A 15412-nucleotide genomic window follows, 5' to 3' on the forward strand; every position below is an offset into this window, starting at 1 on the left:
GACCTTGAGCGGATTTGTCACCAAGCCCGAGCCGGTCCAGGTGCCCGGCCTGGTCCACCTGCACACCGGCAAGGTGCGCGACCTCTACCGGACCGAGTCCGGCGAGCTGGTGATGGTCGCCAGCGACCGCACCTCGGCCTACGACTGGGTGCTGCCCAACGAGATCCCGGACAAGGGCCGCATCCTGACCCAGCTCTCGCTGTGGTGGTTCGACCGGATCGCCGACCTGGTGCCCAACCACGTGATCTCCACCGAGGTCCCGGCCGGCGCCCCCGCCGACTGGAAGGGCCGCACGCTGGTCTGCCGCAGCCTCGACATGATCCCGGTCGAGTGCGTCGCCCGCGGCTACCTGGCCGGCTCCGGCCTGGAGGAGTACCGCGACTCCCGCACCGTCTGCGGCATCGCCCTGCCCGAGGGCCTGGAGGACGGCTCCGAGCTGCCCGCCCCGATCTACACCCCGGCGCTCAAGGCCGAGGTCGGCGAGCACGACGAGAACGTCCCGTACGAGGAGACCGCCCGCCGGATCGGCGCGGACCTGGCGGTGCAGCTGCGGCAGACCACCCTGGCCGTCTACTCCCGGGCCCGGGACATCGCGCGCGACCGCGGCATCATCCTGGCCGACACCAAGTTCGAGTTCGGCCTGCTGGACGGCGAATTGGTGATCGGCGACGAGGTCCTCACCCCGGACTCCTCGCGGTTCTGGCCGGTCGACCAGTGGGAGCCGGGACACGCCCAGCCCTCCTTCGACAAGCAGATCGTCCGCGACTGGCTGACCTCCCCGGCCTCCGGCTGGGACCGGAAGAGCGAGCAGCCGCCGCCGCAGCTGCCCGCCGAGGTCGTCGAGCGGGTCAGCGCCAAGTACGTCGAGGCCTACGAGCGGCTGACCGGCCTCAGCTGGGTCTGAGGACACCGTCCGGGTCCGTCCGGGTCCGCCCGCCCGGGCGGACCCGGCGGCGTCCGCAGGGCAGGGCAGGGCGGGCGGGGCGGGGCGGTTCCGGCTCAGATCCAGCCGTGCTCGCGGGCGATCCGCACCGCCGCGTGGCGGTTCTCCGCGCCCAGCTTGGCGGCCGCCGAGGAGAGGTAGTTGCGGACCGTGCCCTGGGAGAGCGACGCGCGCGCGGCGATCTCCGCGATCGAGGTGCCGTCGGCGGCCAGCTCCAGGACGTCCGTCTCGCGCGGCGTCAGCGGGGTCTCCCCGGCGGCGATCGCGTCCGCCGCAAGCTCCGGGTCCACGTACCGCCCGCCGGCCCGCACGGTGCGGATGATCCCGGCCAGGTCGGCCGCCGAGACGGTCTTCGGCAGGAAGCCCCGGATCCCGACCTCCAGCGCGCGCTTCAGGTAGCCCGGCCGGCCGTGGCCGGTGACGATCATGCAGCGGCAGTCCGGCAGCAGCGTGCGCAGCCGGGTGGCCACCTCGATGCCGTCCAGCCCGGGCATCTGCAGGTCCAGCACCGCGACGTCCGGCCGGTGCGCCTCGGCCATCGCCAGGGCCTCCGGGCCCGAGGCGGCCTGGGCGACCACCACGATGTCCTCCTCCAGCGCGAGCAGCGCGGCCAGCGCGCCCCGGATCAGGTGCTCGTCGTCGGCGAGCAGGACGCGGACGGGCGCGGAGTCGGTCATCGGGGGTGCCTTCCGGTGGAGCGGTTCAGATCGGGACGCTGGCGAGCAGCCGGAAGCTGCCCGGCGCGGCGACCGGCAGGGTCAGCTCGCCGTCGTGGACGGCGAGCCGCTCGCGCAGACCGCCCAGCCCGGTACCGCCGCCCTGGGAGGGCAGCGGGACGGCCGGCACCCCGTCATTCTCCAGCTCCAGCAACGCCCGGTCGTCCTCCCGGCGGAGCCGGATCGAGCAGCGGGCCGCCTCGCTGTGCCGCAGCACGTTGGTGGTGGCCTCGCGGATCACCCAGCCGAGCACCGACTGGACCGGGGCCGGCAGCTCGTGGGCGTGCTCGCCGAGGTCGATCTCGCAGGCCACGTCGGCCGAGCGGAGCACCGCACGGGCGCCGATCGCCTCCGCGTGCAGGTCCGCCGTGCGGTAGCCGCGGATCACGTCCCGGACCTCGCGCTGCGACTCCTGGGCGATCCGCTGCACCTCGGCCATCTGGTCGGCGGCCTCCGGCCTGCCGCGCCGGGCCAGTTGGAAGGCCAGCTCGCTCTTGAGCGCGATGGTGGTGAGGTTGCGGCCCATCACGTCGTGCAGGTCGCGGGAGAACCGCAGGCGCTCCTCGGCGACGGCCAGCTGCGCCTGGGCCTCGCGGGCCGAGTCCAGCTCCCAGACCACCGACTGGAGCCAGGCGAAGCTGCGGCAGCTGCAGCCCATGAAGGTCATGGCGGACGCGGTGAACACCAGCATCCCGCAGGTGGTCGCGAGGTCGACGCCGGCCAGCATGAGCGCGGGGGCGACGGCCAGCAGCGCCCCGAGTCCGGCGAGGGCCGCCGTGCGCGGCGGCAGCCCCACGGCGGCCGGACCGAAGGAGGAGAAGAGCATGGCGATCACGATCGAGGCGGTGAACGGCGCGCTGTCCGGGCCGTCGCCGGTCCGGGGGCCGATCAGCATGACCGCCCAGGAGCCGGCCACCGCGACGGCTCCGGTGATCAGGAGCCAGCGGGGGTGGTCCGCGGGCCGCTTCAGGTAGTGGTCCAGCGAGGTGCGGTAGGCGCGCAGGGTGACCAGGACCAGGGCGAGGCCCACGACCAGGCTGACCCGGACGGAGGCCGGGTAGTGCCGGGTCTCCGGGGCGGAGGTGCTGCTCAGCAGGGCGGCCGGCAGCGGGGCGAGCGCCATCAGGTAGAGCGACCAGCGGAGGTAGAGCTCGGAGCGCTGGGGCTTGCTGAAGCCTCGCCACCTGCGCACCGGATTCACGACACCCATCTGCTCCGCTCCCCGTCCGGCCATGATCGTGCTGCTGTCTTCCTATCAGAGGTGGAGCGGGGTGCGGGCCATCGGTTCCCGGTCCGGGCCGTTCAGCGGCGCGGCTCCCAGCGGAAGTACCGGACGGCACCCCAGGCCGCGAGGGCCAGCCAGACGGCGCCGGTGACCAGGTGCGGCGCGGCGGTGGACCAGGTGCCGGCGAAGCCGGTGGCGTCGGCCGAGCCGTCGGTGCCGAACCAGCCGACCCGGATCAGCTGGAACGCCGGGGTCGTGGGCAGCAGGCGGCAGAAGTCGGCGACCCGGTCCGGCATGACCTCCAGCGGGAAGAACAGGCCGGAGCCGAACTGGGAGAGCAGCAGGATCGGCATGGTGGTGATGCCGGCGCTCTCGACGGTCCTGGTGAAGGCGCTGGAGATGGCGGCCAGGGCCATCAGGGTGCCGACGGCCATGACCAGGCCGACGATCAGCAGCAGCGGGTTGACCGGCGCGGTCAGGTTCAGGACCGAGGCCCCCGCGATGCCGATCACGGCGCACATCAGCAGGGCCAGGGCGACGGAGGGGACGGCGGTGCCGGCCAGGATCTCGATGTCCCGGGCCTCGCCGGTGCGCAGTCGCTTGAGCACCAGCTCGCCGCGGCGGGCCACGTAGGCGGCGGTCAGGTTGTAGTAGACGACGAAGGCCAGCACCATCCCGACGGCGCCGTTGACCAGCAGGGAGTCGACGTCGAGGCCGGGGGTGGTCTCGGCCTGCTGGTCGAGCACGTTCTTCAGCCCGCCGATGAGCAGCAGCGGCAGCAGCAGGGCGGTGAACAGGGCGGTCCGGTTGCGCAGCAGCAGGATGCCCTCGGCCCGGCCGAGGGCCAGCAGCCGACGGGCGGTGGTGCTCCGGGGACCGGCGGTGGTGGCGGAGGCGGTGGCGGTGGTCATCGGGCGAGTCCGATCAGGCGGCGGCGGGCGGTGGGAGCGGCGGGGGTCTCGGCCGGGGGCCGGTCGGCGGCCTCGGAGGCGATGGCCAGGAAGGCCTCCTCCAGGGAGGCGCTGCGGGCGTCGAGCGCGCCGAGTTCGACGCCGTGGCGGGCGGCCCAGCCGAGCAGGTCGGTGAGGGTGGCCTGGAGCCGCGGGGTCTGGACGGTGATCTTCCGGCCGTCGGCGGTCACCGTGGCGTCGGCCAGCGGCGGCAGCGAGGTGCCGGTGAACTCGGGGAGCTCGAAGGAGATCCGGGACGGCCGGCCGGCGATCACCTCGGCCACCGTGCCGGTGGTGACGACCTGGCCGCCGTGCATGATGGCCAGCCGGTCGGCGAGCTCCTCGGCCTCCTCCAGGTAGTGCGTGGTGAGCAGCACCGTGGTGCCCTGGGCGCGCAGCTCGCGGACCAGCCGCCAGACGGCGACGCGGGCCTCCGGGTCGAGGCCGGTGCTCGGCTCGTCCAGGAAGAGCACCTCGGGCCGGCCGAGCAGGGCCATCGCCAGGTCGAGCCGGCGGCGCTCGCCGCCGGAGAGCTGCTTGACCCGGACGTTGCGGCGGTGGGTGAGGTCGACCAGGTCCAGTGCCTCGTCGAGCGGGCGGGCGTTGCTGGTCATCCCGGCCCACGCTCGGCCGGTCTCGGCGACGGTGAGCTCGCCGGGGAAACCGCCCTCCTGGAGCATGATGCCGATGCGCGGCCGGACGGCGCTGCGCTCGCCGTGCGGGTCGTGGCCGAGGACGCGGACCCGTCCCTCGCTCGGGGCGGTGAGTCCCTCGATCAGCTCCATGGTGGAGGTCTTGCCGGCCCCGTTGGTGCCCAGCAGGGCGAACAGCTCGCCGCGGCCGACGGTCAGGTCGACGCCGCGGACCGCGTGGTAGCGGGTGGTGCCGGTGCCGTAGTGACGGTGCAGGTCGGTGACCTCGATCACGTGGTCGCCGTGGAGGGGCTGGCTGGTTTCCATGTCCCAAGCCTCCCGTCGCCGGGGCACCGCGGACAGTGCGCGGCTTCACGGGAACGGGGTGCGGATCCACGGGTCGGCCATGACATATGTCACCGGTCGGTGGGCCCGGATACTGCGGACGGTCGCCGGCGAATGCCGGAAACGCCGAAGGGCCCTCTCGACCGAGAGGACCCTTCGTCATGGAGCGGACGACGAGATTCGAACTCGCGACCCTCACCTTGGCAAGGTGATGCTCTACCAACTGAGCCACGTCCGCACGGTACCTGGTGGGGCACCTTCCGCCTCTTCGGATCTCTCCGTTGCGGCGACGAGGAATACTCTACAGCATCCGTCGGGGTGGTCGCCCCACCCTTGGGGTTTGGGCGGGACGACCGGGTACCGCGGTGGTCAGTTCGCCTCGGCGAACGCCTCGTAGACGTGCTTGGGGATGCGGCCGCGGGCGGGCAGCTCCATGCCGCGGGACTGGGCCCAGGCGCGCACGGCGGCGGGGTCCGGGGTGAGCGCGGTGCGCCGGAAGGACTTCCCGGTGCGGCTCTGGCGGCGGCCGGCCGCGACGAACGGAGCGAGGGCCTCCCGCAGCTTTTCCGCGTTGTCCACGGACAAATCGATCTCGTACGACTTCCCGTCGACGCCGAAGTGGACGGTTTCCGCGGCTGCGCCGCCGTCCAGGTCGTCGGAGAGCGTGACAACTACACGCTGAGCCATGGGTGTCAATCCTCTCGGGCAATTCGGCCGACCGGGCGCGGGTGCGCTCCGGGGCCTGATGTGCACCCCTCGCGCAAGCGCATACGGGCAGGCCCGATGGCATGCCGGATACGCAGCACTTGCCGCGGCAGGTGGCCCTATTCTGCACCCGAAGCGGGGAGAAATCGAAGAGTCCGGCTTTCTTTTCCGGATATTCACGTGTCTTCGCCGCCGCGTCGGATACCCGGGCACGCGGTTGGGGGATCTGTCCCGGAGTGGCGGTATTCGGGTGCTCTTCGGGTGTTCTCGCTGGGGTCCGGGAATCCGGCGAAATGGGACGGTGTGCGGGGGGCGCCCGGCGTCCGGAGCCCTTGTGGCGTAAGGGTCTCGGGTCTACGCGCGTCGCGCCGCCCGGCCAGCAATCCCGCCCGAAACCCCCGGTAGTCTGGAGTTCCCCCGCCTCACGAAGACACCACCGGGAGTGCCAGTGGCACGCGTCGTAGTCGACGTCATGCTCAAGCCGGAGATCCTCGACCCCCAGGGACAGGCGGTGCAGCGTGCGCTGCCCCGTCTCGGATTCACCGGGATCGCCGACGTCCGCCAGGGCAAGCGCTTCGAGCTGGAGCTGGAGGGCCCGGTCGACGACGCCGTGCTCGCCCGTATCCGCGAAGCCGCCGAGACCTTTCTCGCCAACACCGTGATCGAGGACTTCACCGTCCGCGTCGAGGAGGAGGCGAAGTGACCACCCGCGTCGGCGTCGTCACTTTCCCCGGCTCGCTCGACGATCGCGACGCCCGTCGTGCGGTCCGCCTGGCCGGTGCCGAGCCGGTCGCCCTCTGGCACCGTGACAAGGATCTCCACCAGGTCGACGCGGTCGTCCTGCCGGGCGGATTCAGTTACGGCGACTATCTGCGCTGCGGCGCCATCTCCCGCTTCTCGCCGGTGATGGACACCGTCATCGAGCAGGCGAAGCTGGGAATGCCGGTTCTCGGTATCTGCAACGGCTTCCAGGTGCTCTGTGAATCGCACCTGCTGCCGGGCGCCCTCACCCGCAACGACTCGCTGCACTTCATCTGCCGCGACCAGAAGCTGCGGATCGAGAACAACGGCACTGCCTGGACCCGGGATTACGCGGTCGGCCAGGAAATCGTCGTGCCGCTGAAGAACGGCGAGGGCCGCTTCGTCGCCGACGAGCGCGTCCTCGACGAACTGGAGGCGGAGGGCCGTGTGGTCGCCCGTTACCTGGACGTCAACCCCAACGGTTCGTACCGCGACATCGCGGGCATCACCAACGCCGCCGGCAATGTCGTCGGCCTGATGCCGCACCCCGAGCACGCCGTGGAGCCGCTCACCGGTCCCACCACCGAGGGCCTGGGCTTCTTCACTTCCGTCCTGAAGCAGCTGGTGAACGCCTGATGAGCCTCGACACCGTCAAGAACGCCGAGCAGACCCCGGACGCCGGCCAGCCCTGGGCCGAACTCGGCCTCAAGAAGGACGAGTACGCGCGGATCCGGGAGATTCTCGGCCGCCGTCCGACCGGCGCGGAACTCGCCATGTACTCGGTCATGTGGTCCGAGCACTGTTCGTACAAGAGCTCCAAGGTCCACCTGAAGCAGTTCGGCGAGAAGAAGCCGGAGACCGACGCGATGCTCGTCGGCATCGGCGAGAACGCCGGTGTGGTCGACGTCGGCCAGGGATACGCGGTCACCTTCAAGGTCGAGTCGCACAACCACCCGTCGTACATCGAGCCCTACCAGGGCGCGGCCACCGGCATCGGCGGCATCGTCCGCGACATCCTGGCGATGGGCGCCCGCCCGGTCGCCGTGATGGACCCGCTGCGGTTCGGCGCGGCCGACCACCCGGACACCCGGCGCGTGCTGCCCGGGATCGTCGCGGGCATCGGCGGCTACGGCAACTGCCTGGGCCTGCCGAACATCGGCGGCGAGGTCGTCTTCGACTCCTGCTACCAGGGCAACCCGCTGGTCAACGCCCTGTGCGTGGGCGTCATGAAGCACGAGGACATCCACCTCGCGCAGGCCACCGGCGCCGGCAACAAGGTCATCCTGTACGGGGCCCGGACCGGCGGCGACGGCATCGGCGGTGTCTCGGTGCTCGCCTCCGAGACCTTCGACGCCACCGGCCCGGCCAAGCGCCCGGCCGTCCAGGTCGGCGACCCGTTCCAGGAGAAGCTCCTCATCGAGTGCACCCTGGAGATCTTCCGGGAGAAGCTCGTCAAGGGCATCCAGGACCTCGGCGGCGCCGGCCTGTCCTGCGCCACCAGCGAGTTGGCCTCGGCCGGCTCCGGCGGCATGCGGATCGAGCTCGACACCGTGCCGCTTCGCGACCACACGCTCTCGCCCGAGGAGATCCTCATGAGCGAGTCGCAGGAGCGCATGTGCGCCATCGTCGAGCCCGACAAGGTCGACCGCTTCCTGGAGATCTGCGAGAAGTGGGACGTCATCGCCACCGTCATCGGTGAGGTGACCGAGGGCGAGCGCCTGGAGATCTTCTGGCACGGTGACCTGGTCGTCGACGTGCCGCCGCGCACCGTCGCCCACGAGGGCCCGACCTACGAGCGCCCCTACGCCCGCCCGAGCTGGCAGGACGCGCTGCAGGCCGACGCCCCGACCGCCGAGCGGCTGGCCCGCCCGACCACCGGCGAGGGCCTCAAGGCCGACCTGCTCAAGCTCGCCGGTCACCCGAACCAGGCCTCCAAGTCCTGGATCACCGACCAGTACGACCGCTACGTGCTCGGCAACACCGTGCTCTCGGTCGGCGAGGACTCGGGCATGATCCGGATCGACGAGGAGACCAACCTCGGCGTCTCGGTCGCCACCGACGGCAATGGCCGCTACACCAAGCTGGACCCGTACACCGGTGCCCAGCTGGCCCTCGCCGAGGCGTACCGCAACGTCGCGGCCGGCGGCGCCAAGCCGCTCGCGGTCTCCGACTGCCTCAACTTCGGCTCCCCCGAGGACCCGGACGTGATGTGGCAGTTCGCCGAGGCCACCCGCGGCCTGGCCGACGCCTGCCTGACGCTCGGCACCCCGGTCACCGGCGGCAACGTCTCGCTCTACAACCAGACCGGCGAGGTCGCCATCCACCCGACCCCCGTGGTCGCGGTGCTCGGTGTCATCGACGACGTCACCCGCCGCACCCCGGTGGCCTTCGCCGAGGAGGGGCAGCTGCTCTACCTGCTCGGCGACACCGAGGACGAGCTGGGCGGCTCGGCCTGGTCGCAGGCGGTCCACGACCACCTGGGCGGTCTGCCGCCCAAGGTCGACCTGGAGCGCGAGCGCCTGCTCGGCGACATCCTGATCGCCGCCTCGCGCGACGGCATGATCGACGCCGCGCACGACCTCTCCGACGGCGGCCTCGGCCAGGCCCTGGTGGAGAGCTGCCTCAAGGGCGGCCACGGCGCGCGGATCATCGTGCCCGAGGGCCAGGACCCGTTCGTGTTCCTGTTCTCCGAGTCGGCCGGCCGTGCGGTCGTCGCGGTGCCGCGCAGCGAGGAGCTCCGGTTCAACGACATGTGCACCGCGCGCGGTCTGCCGGCCACCCGGGTCGGCGTGGTCGACGGCGACGTGCTGGACGTGCAGGGCCTGTTCACCGTCTCGCTGGCCGAGCTGAAGGACGTCCACACCGGCGTCATCGAGGCTCTGCTCGCCTGACCGGGCTGTGCTGAGGGGCGGACGGTTCTGCGGAACCGTCCGCCCCTCGGCGTATGTTGGGGCGCATGCCTGCCAAGTCCCGTACGTACCAGCACTCCAAGGTCAGCGCCGCGCTGGCCGAGCAGACCGTCGCGCTGCGCGACGCCGTCCGGGAGTTCTGCGCCCGCCCGGACGCGGCGGAGCTGCTCGCCCGGCCCACCCGGCTGGGGGAGTGGCGGGTGCGCGAGCTGGTCGCGCACCTCGCCGTCCAGATCGACTGGGTACCCGCGCACCTCGGCGACCCGCTGGAGGGCCGTCCGCCGCTCGACCTGCTGGCGTGGGTCGCCCGGGTCGGCACGGTCGCGCCGCTGCTCGACGGGCAGGCGCGGGAGAAGGCCGCGGGCGAGTTCGGCGGTGAGCCGGCCTCGGTGGCGGGGGCCTTCGCACGGGCCGCGGACGGGCTCGTCGACGCACTGGACGGGGAGGACACCCGGATCCCGGGCCGGCGGTTCGAGATCCGGCTCGGCTCGATGACGCTCACCGACATGCTGGTGACCCGGTTGGTCGAGACGGTCGTGCACGCCGACGACCTGGCTGACGCGCTCGGCCGGGCGGACTTCCCGCACGCCCGGCAGGCGGTCGCCGCCGTCACCCGGCTGCTGGCCGACGCCTTCGCCGACCAGGCACCCGGCGGTGCCGTCGAGCTGCGGATCCCGCCGTACGCGGTGGTGCAGGCCGTCGAGGGGCCGCGGCACACCCGGGGCACCCCGCCGAACGTCGTCGAGACCGATCCGCTCACCTGGATCCGGCTGGCCACCGGCCGGACCGGCTGGGCGGACGCGGTGGAGGCCGCCGCGGTGTCGGCCGGCGGCGAGCGCAGCGACCTGCGCGGTCACCTGCCGGTCCTGGGCTGAGCCCGCCGGCCCGCGGTCGGTCGGCGGCGGCCGGGTGATGGACGGAGCCGGTCGACGGTCGGTCAGGGACGCAGTTGCGCGACGAGCCGTTCGGTGGCCCTGCGCAGCGGTTCGCCGGTCAGGGCGGGCTCGGTCGGGGCCTCGCCGGTGGTCTGGGTGAGGGTCAGCGCGAGGTCCCCCTTGCCGCGGACGGCCGGTCGGGAGACGCCCACCAGACCCCCGCCCGGGGTGACCTTGGTCTGGCCGGTGGCGGGCTGCCGGTCGGCGAAGTCCTGGAGCTGGTCCACACCGAGGTTTCCGAACCGCTGGATGTGCGGGAGCATCAGGCTGATCGCCGGGCCGTGCTCCGCGAGGGCCAGCAGGTCGACCCGGACCGGAGTGGCGCCGGCCGTGAAGTGGCAGGTCACCCATGCCCTTGCGGGCGTGGCCGGGATCGAGGGTATCCCCGCGGGCGGGGTGGCCCCGGAGGGCCAGGGCTGGGCCGGGACCTCCGCCTCGACCTCGGCCTCGGCCGTCGGGTGCCCCTTGGCCCCGGCGGTGACCGGGAGGTCGACCCCGGCCCCCTTGAGGGCCGCCGCGAGGTCCAGGCCGAACGGGCAGGGGCCGGACTCCGACAGGTCCTGGGCGGTCGACCGGGCCTGGTCGTAGGAGAGCCGGCCCGCGCCGGCCGCGCCGGTGCCGCCGCCGTCGGAGTCGCAGGCGGCCGTGCCGAGCAGGAGTCCGGCGGTGCCCGCGAGGGCGAGCAGCCGGTGGCGGGAGGGGGCGGGGCGCGCAGCCGCGGAACGGGCGGTCGCGAGGCGGTCGTCGGTCGGGGCGGTTGCGCTGATCATGGCGCCAGCCTACGGCCGGAGCCGTTCCGGCCGTACACCGAACGTGTCTCAACTCCGTCCCGTTCCAAGCAGGTTCAGGAGACTGCGGGACCGCCCAGGTAGGTGCCCTCGGGACTGTACGGCCAGGCGTTGGGCACGCAGCCCTTGAGGCCGTAGATCTGCTGCATCATGGCCGGCGCGGGCTTTCCCTGGCCCGGGCAGGTCTCGTGGCCGTGGCCGATCCGGTGGCCGACCTCGTGGTTGACGATCAGTGCCCGGTACTCGTCGATCGGGCCGCTGAACTGGGGGGACCCGATCGTCCAGCGCTTGACGTTGACCAGCACCTGGTTGCCGACGTTGCAGTTCACCTCGCCGCGGGTGTCCAGTCCGGCGGCGCCGCAGATCCTGTCGACGGTGGCGGGTGAGGCGATCTTCACGGTGAAGTCGTAGGCGCCGCCGGACACCAGTTGGAAGCCGTTCCTGCGGTCGTTGGTCCAGCCGCGCTTGTCGGCGAGGATCGCCTGGACCTGTGCGGCGGCGGCCGGCGGATCGATGCCGATGCCGTCCTCGACCTCGACCCGGTAGCGGCGGACGGTGCCCTTGCCGACCGGGGCGGCGGAGCCCTGGGCGACGGTGAAGGTGCCCGTGCCCTTGAAGCCGGGGTCCGGGGTGGTCGGTTCCGGTGTGGGCGCGGGTGTGGCGGTCGGCGTCGGGGTGGGCGTCGGCGTCGGGGTGGGCGCGACGGGGGCGGCTGCCGGGGCCGCCGGAGGGGTCGGGGCGGGGGCGTTGCCGTCGGCCGGGGCCACCCGGCCCTGGGCGGTCCGGTCGGCGCCGGGCAGGGCGTCGGGGCGCTTCAGGACGAACAGCGTGCCGCCGAGTATCGCCACCGCGGCCACCAGGGCCGCGACCATGCCGGGCCCGAGCCGGCGGCGGGGCCTGGTGCGGCGGCGCGAGGACGCCCGGGGGCGGGGAGCCGTGCCGCGCCGCGCGGTGCCGGGCCCGGAGGTACGGGCGCGGGCCCGACGGGCACCGTTCGTGCCGGAACCACGGGGGCGGTCGCCGCGGGGGGTGGGGCTGGCTGCTGGCACGGTGGAGCTTCCTGTCGACCCGTGGGGCCGCGGAACGTCTAACCGATGCGCCCCCCTCGCCCGCCCACCCTGACACGGTGGACCGACGGGTGTCCACGTTCCGGGTGGGCGGAGCGGACGAAACCGCCCCTGCTGCCCGGACGGGCAGCAGGGGCGGTTTCGTCCGGCGCGTCAGGTGTCGTCAGCCGAGTGTGGCGGCGGCGGTCGGCGAGCTGTCCCGGAGGAACTGCAGGCAGCGCTCCGCCTCCTCCTTCTCCTCGATCGCGCCGGCGGCCCGCCCGAGCGCGTGCAGCGCCCGCAGGAAGCCGCGGTTCGGCTCGTGCTCCCACGGCACCGGGCCGTGGCCCTTCCAGCCGGCCCGGCGCAGCGCGTCCAGCCCGCGGTGGTAGCCGGTACGGGCGTACGCGTAGGACTCGACGGTGCGGCCGGCGGCGTAGGCGTCGTCGGCGAGCTGGGCCCAGGCGAGGGAGGAGGTCGGGTACTTCGCCGCGACCTCGGCCGGGGAGGCGCCGCCGGCCAGCAGCTCCAGCGGAGCGGGCTCGGCGGGCAGGTGGGTCGGAGGCGGACCCCCGAGGAGGTCCTTGTGAATGGTCATGCCCCCCAGTGAACCACTGGGGGGCATGACCGCAGACCCTGCCGTCGGGCGGGACCCTACTTCAGGCGGTTGCCGGCCGAGCGCAGCTGCTTGGCGGCCTCCAGCACGCGGGCGGCCATGCCCGCCTCGGCGAGCTTGCCCCAGGTGCGGGGGTCGTAGGTGTTCTTCTTGCCGACCTCGCCGTCGACCTTCAGGACACCGTCGTAGTTGCGGAACACGTGGTCCACGACCGGGCGGGTGAAGGCGTACTGGGTGTCGGTGTCCAGGTTCATCTTCACGACACCGTTCTCCAGCGCGGTGGCGATCTCCTCGGTGGTCGAGCCGGAGCCGCCGTGGAAGACGAAGTCGAACGGGTCGTTCTTGCCGTACTGCTTGCCGATCGCGTCCTGCAGCTCGCGCAGCAGCTCCGGCTTCAGCACCACGTTGCCCGGCTTGTAGACGCCGTGCACGTTGCCGAACGAGGCCGCCAGCAGGTAGCGGCCCTTCTCGCCCAGGCCCAGCGCCTCGGCGGTGCGGACGGCGTCGTTGACGGTGGTGTACAGCTCGTCGTTGATCTCGTGGGTGACGCCGTCCTCCTCGCCGCCGGTCGGGGTGATCTCGACCTCAAGGATGATCTTGGCGGCAGCGGCCTGGGCGAGCAGCTCCTGGGCGATCGCCAGGTTGTCGGCCAGGGTCTCGGCCGAGCCGTCCCACATGTGCGACTGGAAGAGCGGGTTCCGGCCCTGGGCCACGCGCTCGGCGGAGACTGCCAGCAGCGGACGGACGTAGCCGTCCAGCTTGTCCTTCGGGCAGTGGTCGGTGTGCAGCGCGACGGTGATGTCGTACTTGGCGGCGACGATGTGCGCGAACTCGGCGAGCGCGACGGCGCCGGTCACCATGTCCTTGTTGTGCTGGCCGCCCAGGAACTCCGCACCACCGGTCGAGATCTGGATGATGCCGTCACTCTCGGCCTCGGCGAAGCCGCGCAGCGCGGCGTGCAGGGTCTGCGACGAGGTCACGTTGATCGCCGGGTAGGCGAACTTTCCCGCCTTGGCCCGGTCCAGCATCTCGTTGTAGACCTCGGGAGTTGCGATGGGCATGCGAATCCGCTCCTGTCGGGTTTTGCGGCGTACGGACGGTGCTGTCCGACGCTGTGTACGCCTGGTGACGACTCCGGGGTACCAGGGCCGATGCGCGGCTCTGCGGTGCGGCCTGCCGGTACCAAGGTTCGAGGCAACCGCCGCGGGTCGGCCATGAGGGTGGTGCCACCGCGGACCGGGCGCCCGTGCCATCTTCCCAGAACGCCCACCGGCTCCACCATGTGGCCCGCCAGTCGGGACGGCGGGCTTCCCCGGGCGCTCCCCGGGGAGCGCCCGGGGAAGCCCGCCGGGGGTCCCACAGGGGTGTGCGGCGGGCGCGGAGCGGCATGCGACGAAGGGATGAGGGCCCGCTCAGCCCCGGGCGCGAAGCTTTGGTAAAGACAAGCCCGCTATTCTGCGCCCGTGGACTACAACCAGCTGGCCGTCAATCTGCTCGACGCCAAATCACTGATCTCGTCCCTCGGTGCCATCGGGCTGATCGCGATCATCTTCGCGGAGACCGGCCTCCTGGTCGGGTTCTTCTTCCCGGGTGACTCGCTGCTCATCATCGCGGGTGTCGCCGCCTCGGACGCCGCTTCGTCGGTCCTCGGCGAAGGCACCCGGCTGCCGATCGCGACTCTCCTGATCGGGGCCCCGATCGCCGCCATCGTCGGCGCCCAGCTCGGGCACCAGATCGGGGTGAAGGTCGGGCCGAAGATGTTCGACAAGCCCGAGTCGAAGATCTTCCGCCGCGAGTACGTGCTGAAGGCCGAGGAGTACTTCAACAAGTTCGGGCCGGGCAAGGCCGTCGTGCTCGCCCGCTTCATGCCGATCGTCCGGACCTTCCTGAACCCCGTCGCGGGCACCCTGGAGATGCCGGCGAAGACCTTCTTCCTCTGGAACGTCATCGGCGGCGTGCTCTGGACCGAGTCGATGCTGCTGATCGGCTACTTCTTCGGCGACGCACTCGCCCCGGTGATCGACAAGTACCTGATCCCGGCGGTGCTGCTGATCGTGCTGCTCTCCGTCTCGCCGATCCTCGTCGAGATCGTGCGCGAGCGCCGGAAGAAGAAGGCCGGCGGCGCCGCGGCCGAGGACGACGAGGCCGTCCAGGCCGGCGGCGGACGGCACCGGCGCGGCTGAGGCCCGAAAGCGACGAACGGCCGGGGCCCGGTCCTGTTTCACGTGAAACAGGACCGGGCCCCGGCCGTTCGGTTGCGGTGCGGAGGGAGCGGGCGGGCGGGGGCGCCGCGCAGACGGCGGGCCCGGGCTCAGAGGCCCAGGTCCTCCAGGGTGTACGCGGTGACGTACGGCAGGCCGGCGGCCTCGATGGCGGGGGCGGCGCCGCGCTCGACGATCACCGCCACGCCGACCACCTCGGCGCCCGCCTCGCGCAGCGCCTCGACGGCGGTCAGCACCGAGCCGCCGGTGGTGGAGGTGTCCTCGACCGCCAGCACCCGGCGGCCCTTGATCTCCGGGCCCTCGATGCGGCGCTGCAGGCCGTGCGCCTTGCCCGCCTTGCGGACCACGAAGGCGTCCAGCTCACGCCCGCGCGCGGCGGCGGCGTGCAGCATCGAGGCGGCCACCGGGTCGGCGCCCAGCGTCAGCCCGCCGACGGCGTCGTACTCCAGGTGGGAGGTGGCGTCCAGCATCACCCGGCCGACCAGCGGGGCGGCGCGGCCGTCCAGCGTGATCCGGCGAAGGTCGACGTAGTAGTCGGCCTCCTTGCCGGAGGAAAGGGTGACCTTGCCGTGGACGACGGCCTTGTCCTTGATCTGTGCCAGCAGGGCGTCGCGGTCGTTGCTCATGAGCGTCCAGTCT

General features: G+C 72.6%; 16 protein-coding genes and 1 tRNA gene. 6 read left to right on the plus strand and 11 right to left on the minus strand.

Annotation, left to right across the window (positions count from 1 at the left end; translation table 11 throughout):
• Nucleotides 1-4: 4 nt before the first annotated feature.
• Nucleotides 5-904, plus strand: coding sequence for a phosphoribosylaminoimidazolesuccinocarboxamide synthase (locus PUR61_RS40080; RefSeq protein ID WP_329884859.1), 900 nt, complete (start codon nt 5-7; stop codon nt 902-904).
• Nucleotides 905-999: 95 nt separating this feature from the next.
• On the opposite strand, the gene PUR61_RS40085 is transcribed toward PUR61_RS40080, so the two are convergent.
• The 6 genes from PUR61_RS40085 to PUR61_RS40110 form a co-directional block, all read right to left on the minus strand.
• Complete coding sequence (locus PUR61_RS40085; RefSeq protein WP_329884860.1) at nt 1000-1620, minus strand: response regulator transcription factor; 621 nt, start codon at nt 1618-1620, stop codon at nt 1000-1002.
• A gap of 25 nt (nt 1621-1645) precedes the next feature.
• The gene (locus PUR61_RS40090) at nt 1646-2869 is read right to left on the minus strand and encodes a sensor histidine kinase (RefSeq protein ID WP_329884861.1); all 1224 of its coding nucleotides are present in this window, start codon (nt 2867-2869) and stop codon (nt 1646-1648) included.
• 92 nt (nt 2870-2961) lie between these two features.
• A complete protein-coding gene (locus tag PUR61_RS40095; protein WP_329884862.1) occupies nt 2962-3795 on the minus strand; it encodes an ABC transporter permease in 834 nt (277 codons plus the stop codon).
• Nucleotides 3792-4793, minus strand: a complete 1002-nt coding sequence (locus PUR61_RS40100) for an ABC transporter ATP-binding protein (RefSeq protein WP_329884863.1) — start codon at nt 4791-4793, stop codon at nt 3792-3794. Before PUR61_RS40100 ends, PUR61_RS40095 begins: the two co-directional genes overlap by 4 nt.
• A gap of 180 nt (nt 4794-4973) precedes the next feature.
• Nucleotides 4974-5049, minus strand: a tRNA-Gly gene (locus PUR61_RS40105).
• Between the two features lie 131 nt (nt 5050-5180).
• Nucleotides 5181-5498 (minus strand): histone-like nucleoid-structuring protein Lsr2, encoded by a 318-nt coding sequence (locus PUR61_RS40110; RefSeq protein WP_030304494.1) that lies wholly within the window; start codon nt 5496-5498, stop codon nt 5181-5183.
• Between the two features lie 466 nt (nt 5499-5964).
• Here PUR61_RS40110 and purS point away from each other — a divergent pair, with 466 nt between their 5' ends.
• The 4 genes from purS to PUR61_RS40130 all read left to right on the plus strand — a co-directional run bounded on the left by purS (nt 5965) and on the right by PUR61_RS40130 (nt 10041).
• Nucleotides 5965-6219 carry a phosphoribosylformylglycinamidine synthase subunit PurS gene (gene purS, locus PUR61_RS40115; protein WP_329884864.1) on the plus strand — a complete coding sequence of 85 codons (255 nt, stop codon included), beginning with the start codon at nt 5965-5967 and terminating at the stop codon, nt 6217-6219.
• Nucleotides 6216-6893 (plus strand): phosphoribosylformylglycinamidine synthase subunit PurQ, encoded by a 678-nt coding sequence (gene purQ / locus PUR61_RS40120; protein ID WP_329884865.1) that lies wholly within the window; start codon nt 6216-6218, stop codon nt 6891-6893. Before purS ends, purQ begins: the two co-directional genes overlap by 4 nt.
• A complete protein-coding gene (gene purL / locus PUR61_RS40125) occupies nt 6893-9148 on the plus strand; it encodes a phosphoribosylformylglycinamidine synthase subunit PurL (protein WP_329884866.1) in 2256 nt (751 codons plus the stop codon). The genes purQ and purL overlap by 1 nt, the downstream gene beginning before the upstream one ends.
• Nucleotides 9149-9213: 65 nt before the next feature.
• Nucleotides 9214-10041, plus strand: a complete 828-nt coding sequence (locus tag PUR61_RS40130; protein ID WP_329884867.1) for a maleylpyruvate isomerase family mycothiol-dependent enzyme — start codon at nt 9214-9216, stop codon at nt 10039-10041.
• A gap of 62 nt (nt 10042-10103) precedes the next feature.
• Here PUR61_RS40130 and PUR61_RS40135 read toward each other — a convergent pair whose 3' ends face one another.
• From PUR61_RS40135 to fbaA, 4 genes are all read right to left on the minus strand, one after another.
• A complete protein-coding gene (locus PUR61_RS40135) occupies nt 10104-10871 on the minus strand; it encodes a hypothetical protein (protein WP_329884868.1) in 768 nt (255 codons plus the stop codon).
• A gap of 74 nt (nt 10872-10945) precedes the next feature.
• Nucleotides 10946-11938, minus strand: coding sequence for a DUF3152 domain-containing protein (locus tag PUR61_RS40140; protein WP_329884869.1), 993 nt, complete (start codon nt 11936-11938; stop codon nt 10946-10948).
• A gap of 181 nt (nt 11939-12119) precedes the next feature.
• A complete protein-coding gene (locus PUR61_RS40145; RefSeq protein WP_329884870.1) occupies nt 12120-12533 on the minus strand; it encodes a DUF3151 domain-containing protein in 414 nt (137 codons plus the stop codon).
• 56 nt (nt 12534-12589) lie between these two features.
• Nucleotides 12590-13612, minus strand: coding sequence for a class II fructose-bisphosphate aldolase (gene fbaA / locus PUR61_RS40150; protein ID WP_329884871.1), 1023 nt, complete (start codon nt 13610-13612; stop codon nt 12590-12592).
• A 402-nt stretch (nt 13613-14014) separates the two neighbouring features.
• On the opposite strand from fbaA, the gene PUR61_RS40155 reads away from it, so the two are divergent.
• Nucleotides 14015-14734, plus strand: a complete 720-nt coding sequence (locus tag PUR61_RS40155) for a DedA family protein (RefSeq protein WP_329884872.1) — start codon at nt 14015-14017, stop codon at nt 14732-14734.
• Between the two features lie 128 nt (nt 14735-14862).
• On the opposite strand, the gene pyrE is transcribed toward PUR61_RS40155, so the two are convergent.
• Nucleotides 14863-15399 carry an orotate phosphoribosyltransferase gene (pyrE, locus tag PUR61_RS40160; protein WP_329884873.1) on the minus strand — a complete coding sequence of 179 codons (537 nt, stop codon included), beginning with the start codon at nt 15397-15399 and terminating at the stop codon, nt 14863-14865.
• Nucleotides 15400-15412: the final 13 nt, after the last annotated feature.

Origin of the sequence: Streptomyces sp. BE20 (assembly GCF_036322525.1) — a bacterium.
Lineage (GTDB): Bacteria > Actinomycetota > Actinomycetes > Streptomycetales > Streptomycetaceae > Kitasatospora.

Excerpts from the sequence above, each read along its gene's own strand:
- PUR61_RS40085 (WP_329884860.1), bottom strand. The coding sequence starts at position 1,620 with ATGACCGACTCCGCGCCCGTCCGCGTCCTGCTCGCCGACGACGAGCAC.
- PUR61_RS40090 (WP_329884861.1), bottom strand. The coding sequence starts at position 2,869 with ATGGGTGTCGTGAATCCGGTGCGCAGGTGGCGAGGCTTCAGCAAGCCC.
- PUR61_RS40095 (WP_329884862.1), bottom strand. The coding sequence starts at position 3,795 with ATGACCACCGCCACCGCCTCCGCCACCACCGCCGGTCCCCGGAGCACC.
- PUR61_RS40100 (WP_329884863.1), bottom strand. The coding sequence starts at position 4,793 with ATGGAAACCAGCCAGCCCCTCCACGGCGACCACGTGATCGAGGTCACC.
- PUR61_RS40110 (WP_030304494.1), bottom strand. The coding sequence starts at position 5,498 with ATGGCTCAGCGTGTAGTTGTCACGCTCTCCGACGACCTGGACGGCGGC.
- purL (WP_329884866.1), top strand. The coding sequence starts at position 6,893 with ATGAGCCTCGACACCGTCAAGAACGCCGAGCAGACCCCGGACGCCGGC.
- PUR61_RS40130 (WP_329884867.1), top strand. The coding sequence starts at position 9,214 with ATGCCTGCCAAGTCCCGTACGTACCAGCACTCCAAGGTCAGCGCCGCG.
- PUR61_RS40135 (WP_329884868.1), bottom strand. The coding sequence starts at position 10,871 with ATGATCAGCGCAACCGCCCCGACCGACGACCGCCTCGCGACCGCCCGT.
- PUR61_RS40145 (WP_329884870.1), bottom strand. The coding sequence starts at position 12,533 with ATGACCATTCACAAGGACCTCCTCGGGGGTCCGCCTCCGACCCACCTG.
- fbaA (WP_329884871.1), bottom strand. The coding sequence starts at position 13,612 with ATGCCCATCGCAACTCCCGAGGTCTACAACGAGATGCTGGACCGGGCC.
- pyrE (WP_329884873.1), bottom strand. The coding sequence starts at position 15,399 with ATGAGCAACGACCGCGACGCCCTGCTGGCACAGATCAAGGACAAGGCC.